A 24,536-nucleotide genomic window follows, 5' to 3' on the forward strand; every position below is an offset into this window, starting at 1 on the left:
GGTGACCATGGCCGTTCTGGCCATGGTCACCACCTCGATCGGGCTTGGGCTCGGCGTCGCGCCGGCGTCTGCTCACGCCCTGATGACGGGCACCAGTCCGGCGGACGGTGCGGCGCTTGCCGCGGCGCCGACTCGAGTTGTGATCAGTTACAGCGAGTCGGTTCGGGTCTCGCGGGATTCCATCCGAGTGCTCGATTCGGCCGGTGCCCGGGTCGACGACGGACAGGCGCATTCGGGGCAGAAGGCGTCCCAGGCGATGGTTGCGCTGCGACCCGATCTGCCCAGGGGCACCTACGTGGCCAGCTGGCGGGTCATCTCTGCGGACAGTCACCCGATCTCGGGTGCCTTCGCCTTCGGTGTGGGCGGACCGCCGGAGGCCGGGGCTGCCAGCGCGGAGGCGGACACCTCCGGTTCGCGGACGGTCGGATTCCTGTTCGGTGTCGCGCGGTTCGCTGGATACGCAGGTATCGGCGTTCTGCTGGGGGCCTGCTTCTTTCTGCTGATGCTGTGGCCGCAGGGCCTGCGGTTGAGCGGTGCGAGCCAACTGGTGGCGGGGGCATGGGGACTGTCGGCGCTCGCGGGGCTGGGGCAGCTACTCCTCCAGGGGCCGTACACCGCCGGCCTGGGAATGAGCGGACTGGGCCGCTGGTCGGTGCTGTCGGCGACCCTGGAGGAGCGGTTCGGTCACCTGTTACTGATCCGACTGCTTGCGCTCTGCCTTGCGGTTCCGCTGCTGCGCCGGATGTTCCGTATCGGCTCGCTGGATGTGTGGCGCACCTGCGAGCTGGCGGGTCTCGGACTCGTGGTGGCGGTGACCCTGGCGGCGATCGGCCACGGCAGTGCAGGGGATCTGGTGTGGCTCGCGACGGCCAGCTTGACGGTGCATGTGCTTGGCATGTCCGTGTGGATCGGCGGGCTGGTGGTCATCGCGCTCTTCCTGGTCCGCCGGGCGGCGGCGGTGGAGCTGGCGGAGGTGCTTCCGCGTTGGTCACGCGTGGCAGCCGTGGCCGTGGCCGTGATCGTGATCAGCGGCCTGTTCCAGAGCTGGCGGGAGATCGGAACGCTCCGAGCGGTCATCGACACCGGTTACGGGCGATTGCTGCTCTACAAGGTGTGGTTTGTCCTTGGCATGATCGCTCTCGGCGCCCTCGCCCAGCGGTGGGTGCGCCGTCACTATGCAGATGATCATGTCGATGTCCGCTCCGGTCCGGATGGGACGGGGACGGCGCCCAGCGTCGGCGCGCTGACCGGGCTGCGGCGTGGTGTCGCTTCGGAGCTGGTCGTCGGGGCGGTGGTACTGGGGCTTACCGCGACGCTGGTGAACATGGTTCCCGCGCGCACCAGCTATGCACCGCCGTTCACCGGGACGGCGTTCGCCGGCCCGATGACGGTGAAGGTGCGGGTCGCCCCGACCAGGATCGGAGCCGAATCGCTTGACGTGTACACCTGGGCGCCCAGCGGTAAGCCGCAGAAGCTGGTGCAGGCAAGCGCGGCACTATCCCTGCCGACCGCGGATCTTGGGCCGTTCGAGGTACCGCTAGACCTGGCCGCGCCGGGGCACGCACGCAGCGACCGGGTGCAGGCGCCCCTGGCGGGGAAGTGGCAGCTCCGGCTGACCCTGCGGATCAACGACTTCGACCAGTACGTGACGACGCTGTTCTACACCGTCCGCTGACGGGCGTCGGCTAGACGGAGACCGGTGCCGGTGCGGTGACGGGGCCGACGATGCGCTCGTCGGATTCGGACGGGCCGGCACCGGTCGGGCTGGTGCCTTCGGTACTGCCAGTGCCGCCAGTGCCGCCAGTGCCGCCAGTGCCGGCAGTACTGCCAGTGCCGCCAGTACTGCCGGTGCTCTGGCCCGCCGGCGGCCGGGCGGATTGTTGTTGAGGGCTGGACGGGGCGACTGGCGCGGACGGAACATTTCCGCCCGGCGGCGTCGTGGGGGGCGACGCGGCGCTGGTTGGTGGCGCGCTCCCCGGCGATGGGACGGTGGCTGTCGGCTGTGGCGCCTGTGCCCTCGGCGGGGTCGTCGATGCGGAGGTCCCAGGGGTCCCAGGGGTCCCAGAGGCCGGAGAGGTCGCAGCCGTCGTGGCCGGAGCGGTGCTGGCCGGGAGCTTCGGCGGAGTGGTGCGCGGCGCCGTGGTCGAGGGCGCTGCCGAGGTTGCGCGGGGGCGGTCGATGCTTGGCGCGGCGGACGGCTCGGACCTGTGCACGTCTCGAGCGATTGGCTCCACGAGGCGGGGCCGTACTTCCCTGGGCGCCGCGGCCCGGCTGGTGAAGGCGCCGGCCACCGTCGGGACGACGGTGGGGGCAGCCGCGGTGCCCCCGCTGGGGGCGGCGGGCGCGGTGGCGGGGCGAACCACGTCGAGAGACCGCGGCGGACTCACCACCGCCACGCCGTTCTCGGACATCAGGCGGGGATCGGACGACGGCCAGTTCATCGCCGCGGTGAGACCGACCGCGGCGACGACGACCGCCGCCGCGGCAGCCATCGCAGGCCGGCTGCGCCAGGCCAGGGTCCCTCGGCCGAACGCCGGAGCGGTGTTGGTGGCTTCGACCTCGGCGTCCATCCGCATCAGCGGCAGCGCGCGCACGGTGGCGGGGGCGATCAATGTCTCCGCGGCGTCGGACACGGGGGTAGCTGGGGGCCCAGCCGGCGCCTTGACGAGGCTGATCTCTCGGGGCGCCGCGGGGGCGGCGGGTGGGGCGACTCGGCGGCTGGCAGCAGCGGCCTCTGCGACGGCGGCGGCGCGGTCGAAGGTGCGGGCGAGACCCACCCGCAGGCTGGCGGGCGCCGGCACCACGGAGCCGACCAGGAGTTCCTCGGGCGGCACGCCGTGGGGCACCGGGATGCTGCGGGCCTGCGGGGATCCCGACCAGGCCAGGGCGCTGCCGCGGGCGAGTTCCAGCAGCCAGGACCGCAGCCGGGCCGGGTCGCTCAGCGGGTTGAGACGGGTGCGGGCGACCAGGGCGAACGCCGTACCGGCGGCCGCCCGGGCCACCGTGGGATCACCCAGGATCAGCAGACACATGGAGAAGACATCGTCCGCGTAGAGATCGTAGAGGTCGTCGAACGCCTGCCGATCACCGCGTCGGACACGGGCCGCCAGGTCCGCGTCGTCGTCCATACTTTAGCTTCTCCCCGGTCGACTAACCGCGAGCCCGGAACGGATGGTGGGGTCAATGCTAGGAGGTGGGCCTCCCTAACGGGTGAACGTTGTGCGGATTTTGTTGTCGTCGATTCGACAGCCGGAATCGCTTGACCCGCACGTCGGTAGCGCTTTGATAGCTTTTGCCTACTTGTAGTTACTTTGTTTGGCGATGGTGCGTGGCCGAAGTCGCCATGTCCCGCCGGCGGACTAGTTAGAAAGACGGGCGGACGAATAGCCCGCCGACGGCCATGCCCCGAATTCCACGACCGATCGGGCCCAGCGGGCCTTCCGCGCCGGCCCGGCCATTCGCGACCGTCCGCCGGATTGGCCCACGATTATTGCGGGGTCGGTATGTCGGCTCCGAAGCGGTACGACGGCGACGATCAGGGCGTTGCTCGTGGCCGTGCTCAGGGCCGTGCTCAGGGCCGTGCTCAGGGCCGTGCTCAGGAGGTCGGTGGCTGCTGGGCGAGCCGGGTCTTCACGGTGCCGGTCTGGCCGTTGCGGGTGTACGTCACCTCGACCTCGTCCCCGATGGCGTGCGAGCGCACCGCCGCGATCAGGGAGTCGACGTCGCTGACGGCCCGGTTGCCGACCTTGGTGATCACGTCTCCGGTGCGCAGGCCGGCGCCCTCCGCGGGGCCGCCGGAGACCATCGACCGGATCTGGGCGCCGGTCCCGCTGGACGCCGTCGAGCGCGTGTTCTCCGCCGCGGTCGACGCGGTGACGCCCAGGTAGGGATGCTGCGCACGCCCGGTGGTGATGAGCTGCGTGGCCACTGATTCGGCGTAGTTGCCGGGGATCGCGAAACCGACGCCGATGTTGCCGGACTGCTGGCTGCCGCCGAACGGACTGCCCCCGCCGCCGCCGACGGTTGCGATCGCGCTGTTCACCCCGATGATCTCGCCGCGGCTGTTGACCAGGGGGCCACCGGAGTTACCCGGGTTGATCGGCGCGTCGGTCTGGATCGCGTCGAGGACGGTGTTCTGCTGGTCCTGCACGGTCGAGTCGCCGGTGCGGACCGGTCGGTGCACGGCGCTGACGATGCCGGAGGTCACCGTGCCGTTCAGGCCGAGTGGGCTGCCGACCGCCACCACCAGCTCGCCAATGCTCAACGAGTCGGAGTTGCCGAAGGTCGCCGCGGTCAGCCCCGAAGCGTTGATCTTGATGATGGCGAGGTCGGAGCTCGGGTCGGTCCCCACGACCTGCGCATCGAAGGTGCGGCCGTCCTGCAGGGTGACCGTGAGGGTGCCGCCGTCCGAGGCGCCCGACACGACGTGGTTGTTCGTCAGGATGTGGCCGTCCGAGCGGATGATCGTTCCGGAACCGGTGCCCGCCTCGCTGCTCGACTCCTCGGAGATCGTCACCACGCTGGGGAGGATCTTCTGCGCCGCCGCGGCGACGGTGCCGGAGGCCGCTGGGGATGTTCCGCCGGAGCTGTCGCTGCTGCGTTCGAGCCCGGCGGTGGTGACGACCGTGTTTCCGCCGTCGTTGTCGGCGACCAGAGCGCCGACGCCACCCCCGATGCCGGCGGAGACGAGGGCGATGGCGAGCCCCGCGGCCACCAGCCGCCGCCGCCGCCAGGGCAGCGGGGAGGCCGTCGCCGTCGTGAGCCGGCTGCCGTGAATGTCATACGTGGTAGGAGGAACACCCCCACCGGGAGCGCCCCACTGGCCACCCCACGGTTGCCCCCCCGCCGGTGGACCGGGCGGCAGACCAGGACCGTGCGGCCCGCCCGGACCGCCGGCTCCCGGAGCGCCCGGAGCGCCCGGAGTGCCCGGGCCGTAGGGACCGCTCACCCCGCCGGGACCGGCGTTCGCCCTGACCACGCTCTGCCCCGGGCCACCGTGCCCCGGGCCACCCTGCCCCGGACCCGGGCCGGGCTGGCCCCAGGACCCGGACGCGAGACCGCCCGTGTTGAACGGCGCCGTCTGACCGGGGCCGGTGGCTGGGTGGATCGGCGTGGGAGTGCCATAGGGCGTCCCGGGGGGCGACGACGGCACGGGACGGTCGGGCGCGGAGCTGCCGGGGCCGGCCGGGTGGGGCTGTTCGGCCCGGGATCCGAATGCGCCTTCGGCGGGCGGGGCCCAGGGGGACGGCGAGTCGTGCCCGGCGCCGGACTCCTCCCGGCCGCTGTCCGCCTGAGCGTCCTCGGCGCCGCTGCTGAAGGGGAGACGCGGTGTCATGGTAGGCACTTTCCCTTGCGAGCCTGAGCGATTCCTGAATGCCGACCAACGTTCGGGTAAGCGATCGACGGGATGGATCGGTGCGGAGTCCCTCCGCGATCGACCGGATCAGGAGGTGGTGCGGCGTTCCGCCAGTAGATCACGAATCTCGGTGAGCAGGCGCGCCTCATCGGTCAGCGCCACGTCCTCCTCGGGCGGGATCTGGCCCCGGACGCGCCGGTCGTTGATGGTCTTCAGGGGGAGCACCACGACGAAGTAGATCACAGTCGCCACGGAGAGGAAGGCGATGACACTGTTGATGAACTCTCCGTAGCGAAACACGCTGCCGTTAACCGTGAACGTGAGGGCCGAGAAGTCCGGTTTGCCGAAGATCGCCGCGATCAGTGGGGTGAAGATGGTCTTCACCAGGGACGTCACGACTGCGGTGAAGGCGGTGCCGACCACCACGGCGACCGCGAGGTCGACCACGTTCCCACGCATCAGAAACTGCTTGAAGCCCTTCAACGATGATCCCCCCATCAAGCGCCCGGTGCGCCATGGGAGGATACCGCCCCAGGTCGGTGGTATCCGACCCGGCCTCTATGCCTCTGGCGGGATGTTGTCAACTAGGCGCGCGCTATGTGTCGGCAACTCCGTGGTACACCGGTGGGACGAACGAACGTGTGTGGGGGCTCGGGATCGGAGGTCGTCTGGTGACGGACGGTGCGCGACGGGCCGAGTGGGACGACGACCACCGCCAGCCCGCCTACCGTCGGCCCGGGGAAAACCTCCCGCCGCGCGGGCCTTACCCTCCGGCCGATGCAGCACCCCACCCGGCCGCGGCCGCCGGCTATGGCGGTCAACCCGCCCCTGACGGCTATGGCGGCCCGCCCGCCGCCGGCAGCTATGGCAGCGCGCCCGCCGCCGGCGGCTACGGGGATCGGCCCGCCGCCGGCGGCTATGGCGGTCGGCCCGCCGCCGATGGTTATGGAGATCGGCCCGCTCCCGGCGGCTATGGCGGTCGGCCCGCTTCCAGTGGCTATGGGGATCGGCCTGCTTCCGGTGGCTATGGCGGTCCGCCGGCCGACGGTGGTTATGGCCATCGGCCGCCGGCCGCGAGCTATGGGACGGACACCGGCTCCTACGATCCCGGCGGCCTGCCGACCGGTTCCTCTCTCCCTGGGGGGGCGGGCGGCGAATTCGGGCCCGCGCACGACGCGGGAGACGATCCGTACGGTCGAGGCCGCCGCCCGCAGGGCCGAGACGGCGGTCCGGGTCCGGCCGGCGCCGGAACCTCCATGCGCAGGGCGCTCGTCCCGCCGGTCGGCGATCGGCGCGTGGCGGGCGAGCCCGGCGGCGGCCCGACGGCGCGGTCGGGTGCCCCCACCGGGACGACGGGCCGACACGCGGTCGTGCGGTCGCGGCCGGCCCCCGCGGCCGGAGCGGATGATCCGGCCCTCGACGGGGAACCGGCTGGGCGGCCAGGCCGCTCGGGCCACGCCGGCCCGCGGGATCGGACGACCCCGCCGGGGTTCGGGCCCGGCGGCGGCCCGGCCGACGACGGGCCGCCGCCCGGCGCTGGTAGGCGGTCAGGCCGCCCCGGGAGCGGGGGCAGGCCAGGAGGCACCGGCGCGCGGGCACGCTTCGCGGCACCCGAAGGCGTCGAGGACACCCGCCTCGACCGGTCGCGCCCCGGCCCGCCGGGGCCGGGTTCCGGCGGCGACCACACCGATCCTGGTCGTTTCGACCGGCCCACGGGCGCGGCACGCCCGTCCCGGGCGCAGCGCTCGGGCGGCCCGGGACGGGCCGGCGCCGGCGGCCCCACCGCCGGCCGGGAGGGCGAGCGGCCATCGGACTCGCCACCCACCATGATCAGGAAGCGCACGGGGCCGCATCGCGCTGGCGGCGATCGGACGCCCGCGCAGCGCCGCTCGGGTGGTCCCCTCACTGCGGCGATGGAGCGCGACTTTCCCGAGCCCGACGACGTCAACGACCTCGACGAGGCCGACGAGCTCGACGGTCGCCGCGATGGTGGCGGTGCCGACTCCATGTCCTTCCTGCACCGTCTCGGCGTCGCGCTGGTGGTGCTGGCGGTCGCGCTCGGGGTGGGGGTCGGTGCCGGCGTCGTGTGGGAGAAGGTGCGCCCCAGCGGCCGCACCGCCATGGACGCGCCCGCGGTGCCGTCCCCGTCAGCCTCCGCCGCCGCCAGCGCGCCGGCGGCGACTGGGCCGGGCGCGTCTGCCGCCGCGAGCACCGGCCAATCGGCCGCGGGGCAGATCGCCGTGCCGGCGGACTGGGCCCCGTACACGGACCCGTTGCAGAAGGCGACCTTCTCCCACCCGCCGGTGTGGAAGCAGCGTCGCGACAACACCGGCATCTTCTACGGTGAGCCCGGCACCGTCTCGGACTACGGCCCGCAGATGATCGGGGTCGCCCGGATCGCCGGTGNTGACCAGACGGCGGCGCTCACACACGTCCAGGCGGGCGAGTTCGACGCGGTCTCGGGGCTGACGAAGGAGCGTTCCGGCGCGGCGACGGACACCAGCGGCCAGCCGACCCAGGAGCTGGCTGGTTCCTATGACCGCGAGGGCCAGCGCGTGTCCTACCTGATGCGGACGGTCGCCACGAATGGCGCCGTCTACGTGCTCATCGCGAGGGTCTCGACCAGCGCGGCCGCCACGCTGAACACGCTGATGGGCGCCTTGCGCGCGTCGTTCTCCCCGGCGGCCTGACCGGCGTTCACCGTCACAGCCGGGGCCCGGGACGGGCCGACCGGGCCGGCGCCAGCAGGTTCCAGATCACCCCGGTGGTGGCGAAGGAGTTCGGTCCGGTGGCGGGCGGCCAGCCGTGGGCCATCGAGGGCAGCAGGTACTGGACGACCCGGGCCGAGGATGCGCACCGGGTCTCGCGGCGGACGGCCACCGGTGCGGTCGTCACGGGCACGGCCGGCGGGCCGGCGGGGGCGGTCAGACCGTCGGGCAGCGGTGTCGGCGTCCCGGAGGGCGGCGTCGGCGCTGCGGACGAGCCGATGGCCACTGCGGGCTGCTGCCCGGCGGACAGGGCGGTGGGCGATTGCGCGGCGTGCCAGGGCACCCCGGTGGAGTCGGTGAGGATCGTGTCGCCGGGCTGGCTGGGCAGCGGGCACTGGTCCACCACGCGGAACGGCGCCATGCTCTCCTCGACCGGCGTGATCGCGGTCTGCAGCACCGGTGACCACTGCGAGCCCAGGTAGGGGACGTGACCGTCTGCTCCGCCGTGCACGACGACGACGGTCAGCGGAGCTGCCGGCTGGCACTGCGCCACCTGCCGGCTCGCCGCTACCACGGCGATGCCGGCGAGTTCGTCGCCGTGCTCGCAGGCGTACCGGTAGGCGAGCATCCCGCCGTTGGACAGGCCGATGAGGCTGACGCGCGTGCGGTCGATCGGGTAGTTCTCACTCAGGTGGGCGATCAGGGCGCGCAGCCAACCGACGTCGTCCGTATTGTTGATCTTGGCGGTGTCGCAGCAGGTCCCGGCGTTCCAGGCCTTGCCGATGCCGTCCGGGTAGACGACGGCGAGGCCCGCGGTGCGGGCGAGGCCGTCGAGATCCCAGTGCGCCTTGGGGTCGGTGCCGTCGTAGTGCAGGCTGTGCAGCGCCACGATCAGCGGGTACGGCCGGGGCGTGCCGGGTGGCGGCAGCGTGATGCGGATCGGCATGCCGCGGCCGGACCGCTCGAATGCGTCCGGCCCGGTGGTCGGCGTCGCGGTCGGGGTGCCCCCGGGGACCACACCGCCGCGGCGGGTTCCACTCAACCCGCTACAGCCAGTTACGATCAGTATCACGGGAAGCAGGAAGGTGAGGAGCCAGACCGCGGTGACGCGGCGGCGACGAACGGCCGGCACGGTGGCCATTCTGACCCGCCGGGCGCGGGCTGGGCGTCACCGGTGTCGGTGATTACTCTTCGTGTTGGAACTGCTACGCGCGAGGTCGCCCTCCGGGGCGCGGACCACATTGAGGCGGGGGCGCTCCGCACCAACCGGCGGCGCCCAGCGGCCGGCCGGACGCGGCGGGGGAGCCGGGGTGCTCTCCGCGGCGGTGCGGTAGCGGTCGAATGCCTCCTGGGCGCGACTTTCCAGGTCGTCGACGAGCGCCAGCGACTCGCGCACCCGACGTTCTCCCGCGGGACCGGCGGCGAGCAGGTCCGACAGACAGTTGTCCACCGCGCGCCGCGCCGCCAGCCAGCCGAGGAGCAGCCGGGAACGCTCCATGTCCGAAAGCTCCTCCACCGAGATGTCCCTCCGCTCGCCACTCGTGACGTTGATGAGGTTCCTGCCGCGAAGATCGGTCATGTGGAGATCGATCGGCGGGTCTCCTGGCTGGGTCAGGTGTCTGGATCAGGTATCCGGGTCCGGGCGGTATGGGCGGTTCAGGTCCACGACCGGCGTTGACATCCCGTCCTCTCCCAGAGTGCCCCACCCAGGGGCCGAACGCGCCGTAGTTCGCCTAACGCACATCCACTGGTCCCTGCGTGACGGTAGAGGCGGGAGCGAGCCACAGGCTACGGGGGTCCCTCCGGTCGGGGCCGGTCGGCGGGCCGGGACGGGTCGTTCAGCCGTGGCGGCGAGGCGGATGCCGAGGTCCGGTCGGGCGCGGCGGGTTCGAAGGGGACCTGTTCACTCGGCGGCGGGATCGACGGGCGGGGCGCGGTGGCGGCGACCGCTCCCGACGCCGGGGCCGGGATTGACGGCGTCACCGGGCCGGCGGTCGGATCGGGTTCGACCGGCACGTCCGGGTCGGCGGCCAGCTCCGCGAGCCCCGGCCCGCTGCCTCCCGGCCCGGCGGTGTCGACGTACGAGCCTTCCCCGTCGGCGGGGCGCACATCGGCGGGGTCCGCGCCAATCAGGTCCGGGTCGCCGGGATCCGGGTCGCCGGGATCCGGGTCGCCGGGATTCGGGTCGCTGGGATTCGGGTCGCCGGGGTCGACGGCGCCGGGGCCTGGGTCGGCGGGATGGGGGTCGGCGGGATGGGGGTCGGGGTGGCGTGCGCGCCAGGTCAGCCGAGCCTGGGCGGCGGTGTCCTCGGCATGTTCGAGGATCTCCTCCCAGCGCAACTGCATGGGGCGGACGAGGCCCCCGCCGACCCCGACCACGATCACCCCGGTCAGGGTGGCGAGGACGGCCCAGAGCACGGGGGTCGTGACCGACGTCGCGATGCCCACCTCGTCGAGACCGGCCTTGCCGAACGCGATCACGAGCACGGCGGCCACCGTGTTGCCGGCCGCGCGCGCGTAGCTGAGTTCCCGCAGTGCCTCGCGCACGAAGGTCCGGGCGAGCCGGGCGAGGCCGACCCCGATCGCGATGATCACGGCGGCGAGCATGGTGTGCAGCAGCAGCGCGAGCAGGTCGGTGACGGTGTCCTCGGCGGCGCTCGGGCCGAAGACCCCCACGGCGACGCGCAGCACCGCGAGCAGGCCGAGGCCGGTGAGCATCCGCACCGCGCCCGTGCGAACGTCCGCGGCCGGCCGACGCAGCAGGGCCGGCAGGCCGCCCCGGTCGAGGACCCCATCGACTCCCAGCCGGGTCGCCAGGGCGGTCAGCAGCCGCGCCCCGGCCCGGACCAGCAGGCCGCCGAACAGGCAGATCGCGAGGAAGACCCCGATTTTCGGCCCGGTCTCCGCGATGCGGGACCAGGCGTCCGAGAAGCCGCGATCCCACGCGATGGCGACGGTCACCTGCACCCACCGATTATAAGCTCACGGTAATCTTTTGATGACGCACAGCTATAGATCGGCGGGTCCTCCGGGCGTCGTCCCGCGCTGCCACGGCGCGGTCCGGGTGCCGGTCTAACGTCCGGTCGCATGACGGTGTCGGTCTGCTGGCTGCGGCGGGATCTGCGACTGAGCGACAACCCGGCGCTGCACGCGGCGGCGGACGGGGGCGACGAGGTACTGGTGCTGTTCGTCCTCGACGACGTGCTGTGCCGCCCGGCCGGGCCGGTCCGGCTCGCGTTCCTGTACCGCTGCCTGCGGGAGTTGGACGACCGGCTGAGCGGCCGGCTGTGCGTGCGCCGCGGCGATCCGGTGGACGTCGTCCCCGCGGTCGCGCGGGCCGTCGACGCGCGCCGGGTGCACATCGCCGCGGACTACGGGCCCTACGGGCGGCGTCGCGACGGCGAGGTCGAGCAGGCGCTGCGCACCGACGGCCGGGAGCTCGTCCGGACCGGGTCGCCGTACGCGGTCGCGCCGGGCCGGCTGGCCACGGCGGGCGGAACGCCGTTCCGCGTCTACACGCCGTTCTACCGGGCGTGGAAGGAGCACGGCTGGCGCCGCCCGATCGCCGAGCCGGCCGGCGCGTGCTGGGCGCGGTTGGCCTCGGACGGCATCCCGGCCGATCCGGACCTCGGGGATGTCCGGCTGCCCGCGGCGGGCGAGTCCGCCGCGCGCGAGCGGCTGGCCGAGTTCCTGCACGGATCGCTGACCGGCTACGCCGAGCGGCGCGACCTGCCCGGGCTGGACACCACCTCGCGGCTGTCGCCCTACCTGAAGTACGGCTGCATCCATCCGCGGACCATCCTCGCCGAGCTGAACCGAGCCACCTCCCCTGTGTCGACGGCCTCCCCTGTGTCGACGGCCTCCCCTGCGTCGGCGGGGTCCGGCGGGAGGGAGCAGGCGGCCGGCCGGGAGCGTGACGCGGAGAAGTTCCGGTCGGAGCTCGCGTGGCGGGAGTTCTACGCCGAGGTGCTCGCGGCGAATCCCGCATCCGCGCGGACGGATCTGACCGGCGCGCTGGCCGACATGGCATATGACCCGCCGGAGGCCGGATTCGAGGCCTGGAAGTGGGGGCAGACGGGGTTCCCCATCGTCGACGCGGGCATGCGCCAGTTGCTCGCCGAGGGCTGGGTACCCAACCGGGTGCGCATGATCGAGGCGTCGTTCGTGTGCAAGGACCTGCACGTCCACTGGACCCACGGGGCGCGGTGGTTCCTCGACCATCTCGTCGACGGCGACCTGGCGTCGAACCATCACGGCTGGCAGTGGACGGCCGGTACGGGTACAGACGCGGCACCGTACTTCCGGGTGTTCAACCCGGTGTCGCAGGGGCGTACCTACGACCCGGACGGGATCTACGTGCGCCGGTGGATACCGCAGTTGCGTGACGTGCCGGGGGCGAAGGTGCACGAGCCGTGGACGCTGCCCGGCGGCCCGCCCGCGGGGTATCCGGCGCCGGTGGTCGACCATGCCACCGAGCGGCGGGAGGCGCTGGCCCGTTACGAGGCGGCCCGCCGCCGCGGCTGAGCCGGCTCGGACAGCTCCGAACTCGGGAAACGGAGCCGGTCATCGTCGGGATCATCTAGCGGATGGATGGCTTGCCCGCAAGCGCGACACGTGTCGTGAATCCGACACGCGGGTTGTGCGGTCCGATGGGTACGGCGGGCGGGGATTGGCCACCCTTGTTCCAGGGCAGGGAGTGTGTGGGCAGGGATCTCCCGCTCGAAGCCCGGTGGAGAAGTGACGGGCTCCGCCGGAGGTGGTCGCGCCCGCGTGGGGTGTGGAGGGCAACCCACGCGTGGCGCGCCACGCCCACCCCGGCGGGGCCGCAGACCGGCGCGTCCGCTTGAATCTTGAGGATGNGCATGCAGCCCGTCGTGGTGCCTCCCGGCGCGGACCTGCCGGCGCTTTCCGCGGCCGCCGCGGACTGCCGGGGCTGTGACCTCGCCGAGTTGCCCGGCACCCGAACCGTCTTCGGCGCCGGCCCCGCGCGCACGTGGCTGGTGGTGGTCGGCGAGCAGCCCGGAGACGTCGAGGACCGCCGTGGCCAGCCCTTCGTCGGCCCTGCCGGCAAGCTGCTCGACCGGGCGCTCGGCGAGGCGGGGCTGGATCGGGCCGAGCTGTACGCGACGAACGCCGTGAAGCACTTCGGCTACCGCACCGGCAACGGACCCCGGCGCATCCACCAGACGCCGCAGGCGCGGCACATCACCGCCTGCCGTCCCTGGCTTGCCGCCGAGCTGAACGTCATCCGGCCGTCGCTGGTCGTCGTGCTGGGCGCGACGGCGGGTGCCTCCCTGCTCGGGCCGTCGTTCCGGGTGACGCGGATGCGCGGACGGCTGCTGCCCGGGCCGCCCGGGTCGAACGCCCAGCTGCTCGCCACGCTGCATCCCAGCGCCGTGCTGCGGGCGGACCCGGCAAGCCGGGACGAGGTGTACGGAGGGTTCGTCGCCGACTTGCGGATCGCCGCCGCGGCCCGGCCTGCCCAGGTCGGTGGCGAGCGGGGCTCCCCGCCCGCCTGATCGGACGGCGGCCTGGCTGGACCCGCCGCCCGGACCCGCCATCTCGACAAGCCGCCATCTCGACGAGCCGAGACGGCCGGCGTGGTCAGGCGACGATGTCGACCGGAGTGCCCAGCGGGACGGTCTGGGCGAGGCGGGTGATCGCGTCATTGCTCAGCCGGATGCAGCCGTGGCTGACATCCTTACCGATCATCTTCGGTTCGTTGGTGCCGTGCAGGCCGATCACCGGCTTGCGGCCGTCGAACGAGCTCAGCGACGTGGAGAAGCCGTTCAGGCCGAATGCGTACGGGCCATACGGGCCGTTCGGGTTGCGCGGCCGAAGCAGCTCCATCAGGTAGAAGCGGCCGCCCGGGGTCGGCGTGTCCGTGGTGCCGATGGCCACCGGCTCCTGCGCGATCTGCTTGCCGTCGCTGAACACCTGCAGAAGGTGGTGACCGCGGGACACGACCAGGCGGTAGGGCGTCTCCGACGCGCTGACCTGGTCGGCCTTGACCCAGCCGGTGCTGCCGTTGGGCTGGACGGGCAGCATCACCTGCCACCAGCCGGGCATCTTGGCCTGGACCAGGAAGACCCGCCTGACGCCGTTCTCGTTCGGACTCGCCAGCGTGGACGATGGCTGGGTGTCCGTGGGGGCGCTGTAGATGTCGACGCTCGTGCCGACGGCGGTGACCACCGTGCTCTTGCTCTGCCCGAGGCCCGCGATCGCGGCGAGCTGGTTACGGATCTGCGGTGAGAGGTTGGTGGCGGCGTCGTGGCTGCCGTCGCCGCCGCCGCACCCGGTGAGCACCACGCCGCCGAGGACGGCCGCAAGGATTCCCGCGGCCGTCCTGGAGCTGAACCGGCTGATGGTCATCCGGTGTAGTACGGCTCGGCCGTGACGGAGCTGCTGGCGGCGGGTGCGGCGATCGGCAGCGCCGCGGGCGCCGCGATCGCCGGCGGTGCGCTCGTCGCGCCGCCGCAGTTCGACACGCCGACGGTGGGCACGGTCACGAGCAGGAGCTTCGTCTCGGCGTCCCAGGGCGAGCCGACGACGGCGAGGGCCTTCGACGGGATGTCCACGGACTGCTTCGGACCGATGTCGAGGATGCCGCCGCCGAGGTTGGTGTCGAACCAGCCGAAGCCGAAGCTCTTGTCGCCGGTGTTCTTCAGCTTCCAGGCCGGCTCGCTGNCGTTGCAGGTGAAGGTGAGGACGAGGGGGTTGACGTCGATGTCCTCGACGCCGTTGATCTCCTTGTCCAGCGGCACCTTGAACGGCAACAGGTCGAGGAACCCGTCGAGGGTCGGGTCACCGGTGCCGCCGGTCGAGGCCGCTGCGGCGGCCGGGGTGGCCGAGGCCGAGGCGCTCGGGTCGCTGCTCGCCGTGGCGCCGGCCACCGGGCTCGGCGTGGCGCTCGGGTCGACACTCGGGGTCGCGCTCGGGCCGGCGGACGGGCTGGTCGCGGCAAGCGCAGTGGCGGTCGGGGTCGGGGTCGGCGATGCGCTGGAAGACGCGCCGGCGGCCGCGGGGGCGGTCGGAGTGGGTGAGCTGACGGCGGCGGTCTCGGTCGGCGCGGGTGGCGGCGTCGCGGCGGACGCTGGCGAGGCCAGTGCGATCGCCGCCACGCCGAGAACGCCGGCCACCACGACCCGCATTCTGGTGCTGCGCATGAATCCGTCTCCCTCGACATCTGCCGGGTCAGGAAAACCTCGACGGGAAGCTTTTATCGGGAAGAAGGTAGCAACGCGGCGGACGTCCCGCTACGTCCGGGTCGGTCGTAGCGGGACCGTTGGGTGAACGGCGCGGTGATTCGTGGTCATCCGGTGGTGTTCGCCGCAGCCGAGTGGCGTCCGGATGAACGCCGGCGCTGAACGACGCCGTTCGCCGCGCGTTCGCCGGCGGTATCCGCGTTCGGAGGAAGGCGGGGCGGTTCGGTGCCCCGCCGGTCGCCACCGCGGTCCGCTCGGCCGGTGGTTGCGTCGGCGGCGAGGTTCCTGACGGCTCCGTCCCACTCCCGGCTGCCCCCGTCCGCGTCGCCCCTGTCTGCGGCGCCCCACGTGGGCTGGCCCGTTGCGGCCGTCCGTCCTACCCCGTCGGCGTGGGTTGGCGCTCTTTCCGTCGGCGTGGGTTGGCGCGCTGGCCCGGCCCGTGGCCGCCGCGGATTCCGGCACGGCAGGTTTCGCGGTGGGGGAACCGGCTGAACCCGACGGACTGTGCGTGTTTTCATCTCGGCGGCGTCCCCTTGGGTTCGGCCGGTCGAGTTCAGCCCGCGGGACGGCGACGGAGTCACGGCCGCACTACCACGCAGAGCGTCATCGGCGGGTTGTCCGTCGGATCCGCGCGACGGGAATCCGGCCGCGGACGGACGGTTCCGAACAATGTCGTCCGGACAACCGGATCCGAAAAACCGGCCGGGTTCGGGGCGGCGATTCAGGTGGGCGACGGCGTGAACACCAGGTGCCGGTACACCGGTTGCCGCCGGACCCGAGCCTCCGCAATCACACCGGTCGGCGAGGACGTCGCCGGCACCCCCGCCGAGAGCGTGGACGACAGGGCGTTAGCCGGGATCGGCCTGGGCCGGGCGAGGGCCGGGTGAGGGCTGGGTGTCAGGGGGACAGGCGCTCGACGGCCCAGCGGTCCGTGGTGGAGGCGCGGCGGTAGCGCAGCCGGTCGTGCAGCCGGTTCGTCCGTCCCTGCCAGAACTCGACGGTGTCGGGCACGAGGCGCAGCCCGCCCCAGAACGGCGGAGTGGGCACCGGGGTCCCCACGGGCCAGCGGGCCGCGAGCTCGGCGGCGCGGGCGTCCAGGACGTCCCTGGACTCGATGATCTGCGACTGGTGACTGGCCCAGGCACCGAGCTGGGACCCGCGGGGCCGGGAGGCGAAGTAGTGCTCGGTCTCGGTCCTGCTGACGCGCTCCACCGCGCCGATGGCCACGACCTGCCGTTCCAGCGCGTACCAGGGGAAGACCAGCGAGCCGAAGGGATTCTCGGCGCTCTCCCGACCCTTGCGGGAGGTGTAGTTCGTGTAGATCACGAAGCCGCGGTGGTCGAAACCCTTGAGCAGTACCGTGCGCGCGCTCGGCCGGCCGTCCGCGGACGCGGTGGCGAAGACTGCCGCGTTGGCCTCGGGGACGCCCGCGCCCGCGGTGCTCGCGTCGGCGAACCAGCGGGCGAACTGGTCGACCCAGGTCGCCGCAAGCTGCTCCGGTTCCAACCGACCGGTGTGGTAGCTCTGCCGCTGGCCGGCCGGGTCGGGCCCGTCCGGGAAGTCTCCGCCGGCGGGAGAATCCGTCCTGGCGGAGAAGTCTGCGCTGGCGGAGAAGTCTGTGCTGGCGGGGGAGGCTGTGCCGGTGGGGACGGCTGTGCTGGCGGAGAAGTCTGTGCCGGTGGGGACGGCTGTGCGGCGGGGGAAGGCGTCGGACGGCGGGAGGGAGGCCATCGGAGAATCGTGCCAGCCGCGCCCCCGCGCTCAGCCGAGCTCGCGCAGGACCGCGGCTACCCCGCGATCCCAGTTGGTGGTCAGGTCGAGGCAGGGCCGCCCGCCGAGCCGGGTGGGGGCCTCGGCGCCGGAAAGGATCACGGGCAGCATGATGATCCCGCGAGACGAGAGGTCCGCGGCGAGCGCTGGCAGAAATTCCTGCGCTATCCATGGCGCGTGAATTCCCAGGGTGGAGTGGCCCAGCACGAGAAAATCCGCGGTGGCGAGTGTGTCATTCATGAACATGGGCACGGTATCGCCGATGCGTACCTCCCAACGGTCCAGGTGCACCGCATGGCCCACCGCGTTGACCGCCCGCCCCAGCCGTTCGGCGCTGGCGATGTCCGCCGCGCGATGACTGATGAAGACGAACGCCATGATCTCCCGAGCTCCTGATCCAGTTTTTGCGCAGCGTGACCGCCGGTCAGGCGGGCCCTTTCCTCCTGCCGACCGTAGCGCGGCGAGATCTCCGCTGGTCGGCCGTCCCTGACGTCGCTTCCGGCAGGTTGCTGCAAATAGCCTCACAAACGGACAAAGTGGTTGTGAGGTATCTCATAAATTGTCAGGTGAGTGTGTCGGGGTTGGCGAAGTGTGAGGCTGCTGCGTCCGTCGGCGGGCCGGCGGGAACGGCGCGAAGCGGCGGCGCTCTGGCGCGTCCGGATGCCGCGGGGCAGGATCGGATGGAGCAGGACCGACGAGGCAGGCACGGCGGGCCGCCGGTCGAAGCAACAGATCGCCGGTCGAACCAACAGACAGAAGCGGAGATCCGGACTCGATGGCCGAGAAGACGAGCGATTTCAAGCCAGGTCTGGAGGGCGTGATCGCCTTTGAGACGGAGATCGCCGAGCCGGACAAGGAGGGTAGCGCGCTGCGCTACCGCGGGGTCGACATCGAGGACCTCGTCGGCAAGGTGGACTACGGCCACGTCTGGGGGCTGCTGGTCGATGGTGCGTTCGAGCCCGGGCTGCCGCCGGCCGAGCCGTTCCCGGTGCCGGTGCACTCCGGTGACATAAGAGTGGACGTGCAGAGCGCGCTGGCGATGCTCGCCCCCTACTGGGGCCTGGGCCAGCTCATCGACATCACCCCCGAGCAGGCCCGCGACGACCTCGCCCGCGCGTCGGTGGTGGCGCTGTCCTTCGTCGCCCAGTCCGCCCGGGGCCTGGGGCAGCCCGCGGTCCCGCAGAAGGAGGTGGACCGCGCGCGGACGATAACGGAACGGTTCATGATCCGCTGGCGTGGCGAGCCGGACCCGAAGCACGTCCAGGCCGTCGACGCCTACTGGGTGTCGGCCGCCGAGCACGGCATGAACGCCTCGACGTTCACCGCCCGGGTGGTCGCCTCGACCGGCGCCGACGCCTCGGCCGCGCTGTCCGCCGCCGTCGGTGCGCTGTCCGGGCCGCTGCACGGCGGCGCCCCCTCCCGGGTGCTCGCGATGCTCGACGAGGTCGAGCGCACCGGGGACCCGCTCGGCTACGTCCGCCGTGCCCTGGACCGCAAGGAGCGGCTGATGGGCTTCGGCCACCGGGTGTACCGCGCGGAGGACCCGCGCGCCCGGGTGCTGCGCCGCACCGCGCGCGACCTCGGCTCCGACCGCTACGAGGTGGCCGAGGCGCTGGAGGCGGCGGCGATCGAGGAGCTGACCAACCGCTTCCCCGACCGCCCGCTGCGCACGAATGTGGAGTTCTGGTCGGCCGTGGTACTGGACTTCGCACAGGTGCCCGCCCATATGTTCACGTCCATGTTCACCTGCGCCCGCACCGCGGGCTGGAGCGCCCATATCCTCGAGCAGCAGCGCACCGGCCGGCTGATCCGCCCGTCCGCCCGTTACGTCGGCCCGGACCCGCGTCCGCTCGGCGACGTCTCGCCGGGGGTGCCCCGTGGCTGACGCCGCCGCGATCGAACTGCCACCGACCCTGCGCCCGGCCGACGGCCGCTTCGGCTGCGGCCCGTCGAAGATCCGCCCGGACGCCGTCGCCGCCCTGGCCGCCAGCGGTGCGACCTACCTCGGCACCTCGCACCGGCAGAAGCCGGTCAAGGGCCTGGTCGGCCGGGTGCGCGCGGGGCTCGCGGAGCTGTTCTCGCTGCCCGCGGGCTACGAGGTCGTGCTCGGCATCGGCGGCGCCACCGCGTTCTGGGACGCCGCCGCGTTCAACCTGGTCCGTACCCGGTCGCAGCATCTCGTCTTCGGCGAGTTCGGCGGAAAGTTCGCGGACACGACAAAGGGCGCGCCGTTCCTGGCGGAGCCCTCCGTGGTGTCCTCGGCCCCGGGCACGCACCCGGACTGGGCGCCCGAGGCCGGCATCGACGTCTACGCCAGCCCGCACAACGAGACCTCCACCGGCGTCGCCCGCCCGGTGCGCCGCCCGGTCGGCGCCGACGCCGGCGCCCTGCACCTGGTCGACGCCACCTCCGGCGCGGGCGGCCTGCCGGTCGACGTGACCGAGGCCGACGTCTACTACTTCGCGCCGCAGAAGTGCTTCGCCTCCGACGGAGGCCTGTGGACGGCGCTGTTCTCGCCGGCGGCGATCGAGCGGCTCGCCGAGATCGCCGCGACCGACCGGTGGATCCCGCCGTTCCTCGACCTCACCACGGCCCGCGACAACAGTTCCAAGGACCAGACGTACAACACCCCGGCGGTGGCGACGCTGTTCCTGTTCGCCGACCAGATCGAGTGGATGCTCGCCCAGGGCGGCCTGGAGTGGTGCGTGCGCCGCACCGCCGAGTCCTCGTCGATCCTCTACACCTGGGCCGAGAAGACGGCGTACACGACGCCGTTCGTCGCCGACCCGGCGCAGCGCTCCCAGGTCGTCGTGACGATCGACTTCGACGGGGTCGACGCCGCGGCGGTGGCCAAGGTGCTGCGCGCCAACGGCGTCGTCGACGTCGAGCCGTACCGCAAGCTCGGCCGCAACCAGCTCCGTGTCGCCTGCTTCCCGGCGATCGAACCGGCCGACGTCGAGGCCCTGGTCGCCAGCATCGACTACGTGGTCGAGCGCCTGTAGCGGCGGGTCCGCAGCCGGAGACGACGACGGCCCGCGGGGAGAGACTCTCCCGCGGGCCGTCGTCGTCGGCGCGGCAGCCGACGGGGACCGGGTTCGCCGGCGGCGGCATCCGCCGTTCAGCGCAGGGGGCGCTCCGGGGCGGCCTGGGCGGCCTGGGCGGCGATCGGGTCGGCCTCGGTGTCGGCGATCGCGCCGCGGTCGTCCATCGGGACGTACGGGCGCTGGTCGTAGCCGACGTAGAGCTGGCGCGGGCGGGCGATCTTCTGCTCGGGGTCGAGCAGGCCCTCCTCCCACTGGGCCAGCCAGCCGGGCATCCGGCCGATGGCGAACAGCACCGGGAACATCTCCACGGGGAAGCCCATGGCCTGGTAGATGATGCCGGTGTAGAAGTCGACGTTCGGGTAGAGCTTGCGGGCGATGAAGTACTCGTCCTCCAGCGCGATCCGCTCCAGCTCCATGGCCAGGTCCAACAGCGGGTTCGTGCCGGTGACCTTGAAGACCTCGTCGGCGACCTGGCGGATCACCCGGGCGCGCGGGTCGTAGTTCTTGTAGACCCGGTGGCCGAAGCCCATCAGCTTCTTCTTGCCGTCCTTCACCTGGGCGATGAAGGAGGGGATGTTCTCGACCGAGCCGATCTCGGCGAGCATCCGCAGCACCTGCTCGTTCGCCCCACCGTGCAGCGGGCCGTACAGCGCGGCGATCGCGGCGGCGGCCGCGGAGAACGGGTCCGCCTGCGAGCTGCCGACGGCGCGCATCGCGTTCGCCGAACAGTTCTGCTCGTGGTCGGCGTGCAGGATGAACAGCACGTCGAGGGCGTGCTCCAGGTTCGGGTCCGGCTCGTACTTGAGCTCGGTGGCCTTCCACATCATGTTGAGGAAGTTGCCGGCGTACGACAGGTCGTTGTCCGGGTAGACGTACGGGAAGCCGACCGAGTGCCGGTAGGAGTACGCCGCCAGCGTCGTGATCTTGGCGATCAGGCGGACGATCTGGAGCCGGCGCAGGCCCGGGTCGTCGATCGTCTTGGCGTCNGGGTAGAAGGTCGACAGCGCGCCGACGGTGGACACGAGCATGCCCATGGGGTGGGCGTCGTGGTGGAACCCGTCGATGAACTTCTTGATCGACTCGTGCACCAGGGTGTGGTGCGTGATCTCGTCTTCCCAGGTCGACAGCTCGTCGGTGGAGGGAAGCTCGCCCGCCAGCAACAGGTAGGCGACCTCGAGGAAGCTGCTCTTCTCGGCGAGCTCCTGGATCGGGTAGCCGCGGTAGCGCAGGATGCCGGCGTCGCCGTCGATGTAGGTGATGGCGCTGCGGCAGCTCGCGGTGTTCGTGAACGCCGGGTCGTACGCCATCAACCCGAAGTCGTCGTCGTTCGTCTTGATCGAACGCAACGCACTCGCGCGTACCGTGCCGTCCGTGACCGGGATCTCGTACGTCTTACCGGTTCGGTTGTCGGTGACGGTCAGTGTGCTGACCTGCTCGGACACGCCGGGCTCCTCTCGCGGTGGCGATGCCGCTGGTGACGGCTCTGGCCCCAGCCGGGGCGCGCATCCGGGTACGGAGCGCTCACGCCGGTTTGCTGGCTCACATGGTTCTTCCCAAGTCTGGCCGTTCGCGGCTGCACATGCGCGTGATCGGTGAGCCTCATCCCACGTGTGCTGCGCCACCCCTTGTCGGAGAACACATCCCCTGGCTGCGGTGATGGTGCGTGGCACGCTCGGTGAGCATGCGGCCATCCACCGGGCGGGCGGCCTGCACCTACCCGAACGGGGAGAGGTCACTCCGGTGCCCGGAGCCACTCGTCGAGCGGGTTCCCGGTGTGATACCGAAAGATGCGCCGGCGGGGGTTCCCGTGACGGCACCCGGCTCGCCCGCCTCGGCGGCGTTGCGCAGCCAGGTGAGCACGGCGAGCACCCGACGGTTGTCGTCCGCGGACGCCGGCATCCCGAGCTTGCTGAAGACCCCGGCGATGTGGTTCTCCACGGTCTTGGGCGCCAGATGCAGGCGGGCACCGATGCCCTGGTTGGACCGTCCCTCGGCCATGTGCGCGAGCACCGTGCGCTCCCGCGGGGTGAGCCGGGCCAGCTCGTCGGCGCGCCGTCGGTGGGCCAGCAGGCCCGCGACGATCTCCTCGTCGAGCACGAGGCGTCCGTCGATCACCCGCCGCAGCGCGTCCTGCAGCGCCCCGACGTCGTCGACCCGGTCCTTGAGCAGGTAGCCGAGACCGCCGCTGCCGTCGCCGAGCAGACGCAGCGCGTAGGGCGTCTCGGCGTAGGTCGACAGGACGAGTACGGCGATCGCGCGGTGCTGGGCGCGGATCCGCTCGGCCGCGACCAGACCCTCGTCGGTGTACGTGGGCGGCATCCGGATGTCCAGGATCACCGCNTCCGGCCGGCTGCGCCCGAGCCCGCGGATGAGGTCCTCGGCGGTGGCGGCCTGCGCCACGACCTCGGCGCCCGCGGCGGTCAGCAGCATCGCCAGCCCCTCGCGGAACAGGGTCGAGTCGTCCGCGATCGCTACCCGCACAGGTCCGTTCTCCTCTGCTCGATGCTGGCCGGGACGATGCTGGCCGGGACGATGCTGGCCGGGACGGTCAGCACGGGATACTCGCCGTCAGCCGGGTCCCGCCGCCCGACGGGCTGACGATCACCAGGGCGCCGTCGAGTGCCCGAACGCGGTCGATGAGGCCGGCCAGCCCCCCACCCTCGACCGCGGTGGCGCCGCCCTTGCCGTCGTCGGTGACGTCGATGCGGACGACGTCGCCGTCGTGGCGCACCGCGACCCGGGCCCGGCTGGCCCCGGCGTGCTTGACCGTGTTCGTGAGCGCCTCGCAGATCGTGTAGTAGGCGCCCGCCTCGAGGACCGCCTCGAACCGCGCCGCGGGGATGTCCAACTCGACCTCCACCGGCAGCGCGGCCGTGACGACCTCCAGAGCCGGCAGCAGCCCACCCTGGCTGAGCACGGCCGGATGAATCCCCCGCGCGAGGCTGCGCAGGTCCGCGAGGGCGTGGCGCAGGTCCTCCCGGGCGGCCTCGATGGCGGAGATCGTATCGGGATCGGTGGCCTTCGTCCGGGCGAGACCCAGTCTGGTGGCCAGCGCCAGCAGCCGCTGCTGGGCGCCGTCGTGCAGGTCGCGCTCCAGCCGGCGCCGCTCGTGCAGGCCGGCCTCGACCAGCCGGGCCCGGGAGGCGCGTACGGCGTCGAGCTGCGCGGCCACCGTGGCGTGCAACTGGGCGTTCTCCAGGGCCATGGCGCTCGCGCGCACGGCCGCCTCGACCAGGTCGCGGTTGCGCCGCATGGCCGGTGCGGCGGTGATCACCGCCAGCGGCGCCCCGGCCGCGGTCCGCACCGCCATGACCAGCTCCGGCGCGCCGGACGGCGGCGGGGGCCGGACCGCCCCGTCGGCGTCGACGTGGTGGTCCTCCCCGGGTAGCCACAGGTGGATCTCGGCGGATCCGTCGTGCAGTGCCGCCTGCAGCGCCGCACGGACCGCCCGCACGTCCGGCGGGGTGGGCAGCGTCGCGAGGAGCTGCGCGATGCGGGCCCGGACGAACACCCGGCGCAGCACCGCCGCAGCGAACGCCAGGGGGATCGCCAGCAGGGTGAGGGAGATGACGACGAACTCGGGCCCGATGTCGCCGTCGCTCGGGTTGTAGACGAAGAAGTTCACCGTCGCCGCGAGGACGAACGCCAACAGCAACGCGAGCGCCACCGGCCGGAAGACCCGCCGGTCCAGCTCGGAGTACCGCCGCAGCCGCCCGCGGACGACGAGCAGGAAGGCGACGGCGAGCACGAGGGTCACGCTGTCGAGGATCCAGACCACGGTGTCGAACGCTCCGTGGCCGATCGGCTTGCCGTACCACCACAGGTCGGGGTGCCCGGAGTAGCCGAACCATTCCGGTCGGCCGATACCGATCAGCCCGAGGTTTGCCAGTGGAATGACGAGCACCGCGCTGCCCAGCAGCACCCGTTCACCGTTGTTCTGCAGCCGCCCGGCCGGGTAACGCAGCACGCCCCACCCGAGGCAGACCCAGAAATGGGTGTAGGCGAACGTCGACACGAGGGCGGAGGGGCCCGCATCCCAGCTCGACGTCCACGACAGTGGCCACAGCAGCCCGCCCAGGACCAGCGCCGCGGTGACGCTGCCCAGCGACTCCTCGCCGTTGAGCATGGCGGCGGTGAGCACGAACGCGAGCGCCACGACGACGTTGAGGGTCGCGAAGAGCGGGCTGTGCCCGAAGACGGGCCACTGGCACGCAATCGCACCAGCGGTGGTGGCGGAGCCGCCGATTGCCAGACACCACGGGCGGTGGCGGGCGGCGCACGCGGACAGTCGACCGGGCAGACGCGGATGCGGCACGTCAGGCGACGTTATGTAGCCAGGATCTCACCCGGCAAGCGTCGCACACGCCGATTGTCGGATTGCGGGTTACCCCCCACTTCCCGCCAGGAGATCCCCCGGCGAACTGTGGAGCTCTCCCCGAAGTCAGCGAGTGCG

Annotated in this window: 17 protein-coding genes and 2 pseudogenes; 5 read left to right on the forward strand and 14 right to left on the reverse strand. The window is 72.4% G+C overall.

Annotation, left to right across the window (positions count from 1 at the left end; all coding sequences use genetic code 11):
* Positions 1–7: 7 nt before the first annotated feature.
* Positions 8–1,675: a copper resistance CopC/CopD family protein gene (locus UK82_RS01220; RefSeq protein ID WP_236705334.1), complete on the forward strand. Its 1,668-nt coding sequence runs from the start codon at positions 8–10 to the stop codon at positions 1,673–1,675.
* 10 nt (positions 1,676–1,685) lie between these two features.
* On the opposite strand, the gene UK82_RS01225 is transcribed toward UK82_RS01220, so the two are convergent.
* The 6 genes from UK82_RS01225 to UK82_RS01255 all read right to left on the reverse strand — a co-directional run bounded on the left by UK82_RS01225 (position 1,686) and on the right by UK82_RS01255 (position 11,031).
* Positions 1,686–3,128: a hypothetical protein gene (locus UK82_RS01225; protein ID WP_055406037.1), complete on the reverse strand. Its 1,443-nt coding sequence runs from the start codon at positions 3,126–3,128 to the stop codon at positions 1,686–1,688.
* Between the two features lie 467 nt (positions 3,129–3,595).
* Positions 3,596–5,335: a S1C family serine protease gene (locus UK82_RS01230; RefSeq protein ID WP_055406038.1), complete on the reverse strand. Its 1,740-nt coding sequence runs from the start codon at positions 5,333–5,335 to the stop codon at positions 3,596–3,598.
* Between the two features lie 108 nt (positions 5,336–5,443).
* Entirely contained in the window at positions 5,444–5,839 is a 396-nt protein-coding gene (gene mscL / locus UK82_RS01235) for a large conductance mechanosensitive channel protein MscL (RefSeq protein ID WP_055406039.1), read from the reverse strand.
* Positions 5,840–8,059: 2,220 nt separating this feature from the next.
* A complete protein-coding gene (locus UK82_RS01245; protein ID WP_044885450.1) occupies positions 8,060–9,205 on the reverse strand; it encodes a PHB depolymerase family esterase in 1,146 nt (381 codons plus the stop codon).
* Between the two features lie 27 nt (positions 9,206–9,232).
* Positions 9,233–9,643 carry a hypothetical protein gene (locus UK82_RS01250; RefSeq protein WP_236705335.1) on the reverse strand — a complete coding sequence of 137 codons (411 nt, stop codon included), beginning with the start codon at positions 9,641–9,643 and terminating at the stop codon, positions 9,233–9,235.
* Between the two features lie 209 nt (positions 9,644–9,852).
* Positions 9,853–11,031 (reverse strand): mechanosensitive ion channel family protein, encoded by a 1,179-nt coding sequence (locus UK82_RS01255; RefSeq protein ID WP_055406041.1) that lies wholly within the window; start codon positions 11,029–11,031, stop codon positions 9,853–9,855.
* Positions 11,032–11,151: 120 nt separating this feature from the next.
* Here UK82_RS01255 and UK82_RS01260 point away from each other — a divergent pair, with 120 nt between their 5' ends.
* Positions 11,152–12,588 carry a deoxyribodipyrimidine photo-lyase gene (locus UK82_RS01260; protein WP_044885452.1) on the forward strand — a complete coding sequence of 479 codons (1,437 nt, stop codon included), beginning with the start codon at positions 11,152–11,154 and terminating at the stop codon, positions 12,586–12,588.
* A 338-nt stretch (positions 12,589–12,926) separates the two neighbouring features.
* Positions 12,927–13,583: a UdgX family uracil-DNA binding protein gene (locus tag UK82_RS01265; protein ID WP_055406042.1), complete on the forward strand. Its 657-nt coding sequence runs from the start codon at positions 12,927–12,929 to the stop codon at positions 13,581–13,583.
* Positions 13,584–13,668: 85 nt separating this feature from the next.
* Here UK82_RS01265 and UK82_RS01270 read toward each other — a convergent pair whose 3' ends face one another.
* The 3 genes from UK82_RS01270 to UK82_RS01285 form a co-directional block, all read right to left on the reverse strand.
* The gene (locus UK82_RS01270; protein ID WP_044885454.1) at positions 13,669–14,436 is read right to left on the reverse strand and encodes a L,D-transpeptidase; all 768 of its coding nucleotides are present in this window, start codon (positions 14,434–14,436) and stop codon (positions 13,669–13,671) included.
* A 1,730-nt stretch (positions 14,437–16,166) separates the two neighbouring features.
* On the reverse strand, positions 16,167–17,000 hold the full coding sequence (pdxH, locus tag UK82_RS01280) for a pyridoxamine 5'-phosphate oxidase (RefSeq protein WP_083506995.1): 834 nt from the start codon (positions 16,998–17,000) through the stop codon (positions 16,167–16,169).
* 30 nt (positions 17,001–17,030) lie between these two features.
* A complete protein-coding gene (locus tag UK82_RS01285; RefSeq protein WP_044885457.1) occupies positions 17,031–17,417 on the reverse strand; it encodes a toll/interleukin-1 receptor domain-containing protein in 387 nt (128 codons plus the stop codon).
* A gap of 397 nt (positions 17,418–17,814) precedes the next feature.
* Here UK82_RS01285 and UK82_RS01290 point away from each other — a divergent pair, with 397 nt between their 5' ends.
* Together UK82_RS01290 and serC are read left to right on the forward strand one after the other, a co-directional pair.
* The gene (locus tag UK82_RS01290) at positions 17,815–18,924 is read left to right on the forward strand and encodes a citrate synthase 2 (RefSeq protein ID WP_055406044.1); all 1,110 of its coding nucleotides are present in this window, start codon (positions 17,815–17,817) and stop codon (positions 18,922–18,924) included.
* On the forward strand, positions 18,917–20,041 hold the full coding sequence (serC, locus tag UK82_RS01295) for a phosphoserine transaminase (RefSeq protein ID WP_044885459.1): 1,125 nt from the start codon (positions 18,917–18,919) through the stop codon (positions 20,039–20,041). The genes UK82_RS01290 and serC overlap by 8 nt, the downstream gene beginning before the upstream one ends.
* Before the next feature lie 116 nt (positions 20,042–20,157).
* Here the strand turns inward: serC and UK82_RS01300 are convergent.
* The 5 genes and pseudogenes from UK82_RS01300 to UK82_RS01310 form a co-directional block, all read right to left on the reverse strand.
* On the reverse strand, positions 20,158–21,069 hold a 912-nt coding region (locus UK82_RS01300), incomplete at its 5' end, for a citrate/2-methylcitrate synthase (RefSeq protein ID WP_236705336.1).
* Between the two features lies 1 nt (position 21,070).
* Positions 21,071–21,525 (reverse strand): annotated as a pseudogene (locus UK82_RS42185) (citrate/2-methylcitrate synthase); the annotation flags it as partial.
* A gap of 271 nt (positions 21,526–21,796) precedes the next feature.
* On the reverse strand, positions 21,797–22,423 hold a 627-nt coding region (locus UK82_RS01305; protein WP_236705337.1), incomplete at its 5' end, for a LuxR C-terminal-related transcriptional regulator.
* Position 22,424: 1 nt separating this feature from the next.
* A pseudogene (locus UK82_RS42190) lies at positions 22,425–22,513 on the reverse strand (DNA-binding response regulator); the annotation flags it as partial.
* A gap of 118 nt (positions 22,514–22,631) precedes the next feature.
* Positions 22,632–24,398 (reverse strand): sensor histidine kinase, encoded by a 1,767-nt coding sequence (locus UK82_RS01310; protein ID WP_044885461.1) that lies wholly within the window; start codon positions 24,396–24,398, stop codon positions 22,632–22,634.
* Positions 24,399–24,536: the final 138 nt, after the last annotated feature.

Origin of the sequence: Frankia sp. ACN1ag (genome assembly GCF_001414035.1) — a bacterium.
Classification (GTDB): Bacteria; Actinomycetota; Actinomycetes; order Frankiales; family Frankiaceae; genus Frankia; species Frankia torreyi.

What these genes read in the sequence shown, in the direction of transcription:
- UK82_RS01245 (WP_044885450.1), bottom strand. Translation starts at nt 9,205, where the DNA reads ATGGCCACCGTGCCGGCCGTTCGTCGCCGCCGCGTCACCGCGGTCTGG.
- UK82_RS01225 (WP_055406037.1), bottom strand. Translation starts at nt 3,128, where the DNA reads ATGGACGACGACGCGGACCTGGCGGCCCGTGTCCGACGCGGTGATCGG.
- UK82_RS01265 (WP_055406042.1), top strand. Translation starts at nt 12,927, where the DNA reads ATGCAGCCCGTCGTGGTGCCTCCCGGCGCGGACCTGCCGGCGCTTTCC.
- pdxH (WP_083506995.1), bottom strand. Translation starts at nt 17,000, where the DNA reads ATGGCCTCCCTCCCGCCGTCCGACGCCTTCCCCCGCCGCACAGCCGTC.
- UK82_RS01260 (WP_044885452.1), top strand. Translation starts at nt 11,152, where the DNA reads ATGACGGTGTCGGTCTGCTGGCTGCGGCGGGATCTGCGACTGAGCGAC.
- UK82_RS01270 (WP_044885454.1), bottom strand. Translation starts at nt 14,436, where the DNA reads ATGACCATCAGCCGGTTCAGCTCCAGGACGGCCGCGGGAATCCTTGCG.
- UK82_RS01285 (WP_044885457.1), bottom strand. Translation starts at nt 17,417, where the DNA reads ATGGCGTTCGTCTTCATCAGTCATCGCGCGGCGGACATCGCCAGCGCC.
- UK82_RS01230 (WP_055406038.1), bottom strand. Translation starts at nt 5,335, where the DNA reads ATGACACCGCGTCTCCCCTTCAGCAGCGGCGCCGAGGACGCTCAGGCG.
- UK82_RS01220 (WP_236705334.1), top strand. Translation starts at nt 8, where the DNA reads ATGGCCGTTCTGGCCATGGTCACCACCTCGATCGGGCTTGGGCTCGGC.
- UK82_RS01250 (WP_236705335.1), bottom strand. Translation starts at nt 9,643, where the DNA reads ATGACCGATCTTCGCGGCAGGAACCTCATCAACGTCACGAGTGGCGAG.
- UK82_RS01290 (WP_055406044.1), top strand. Translation starts at nt 17,815, where the DNA reads ATGGCCGAGAAGACGAGCGATTTCAAGCCAGGTCTGGAGGGCGTGATC.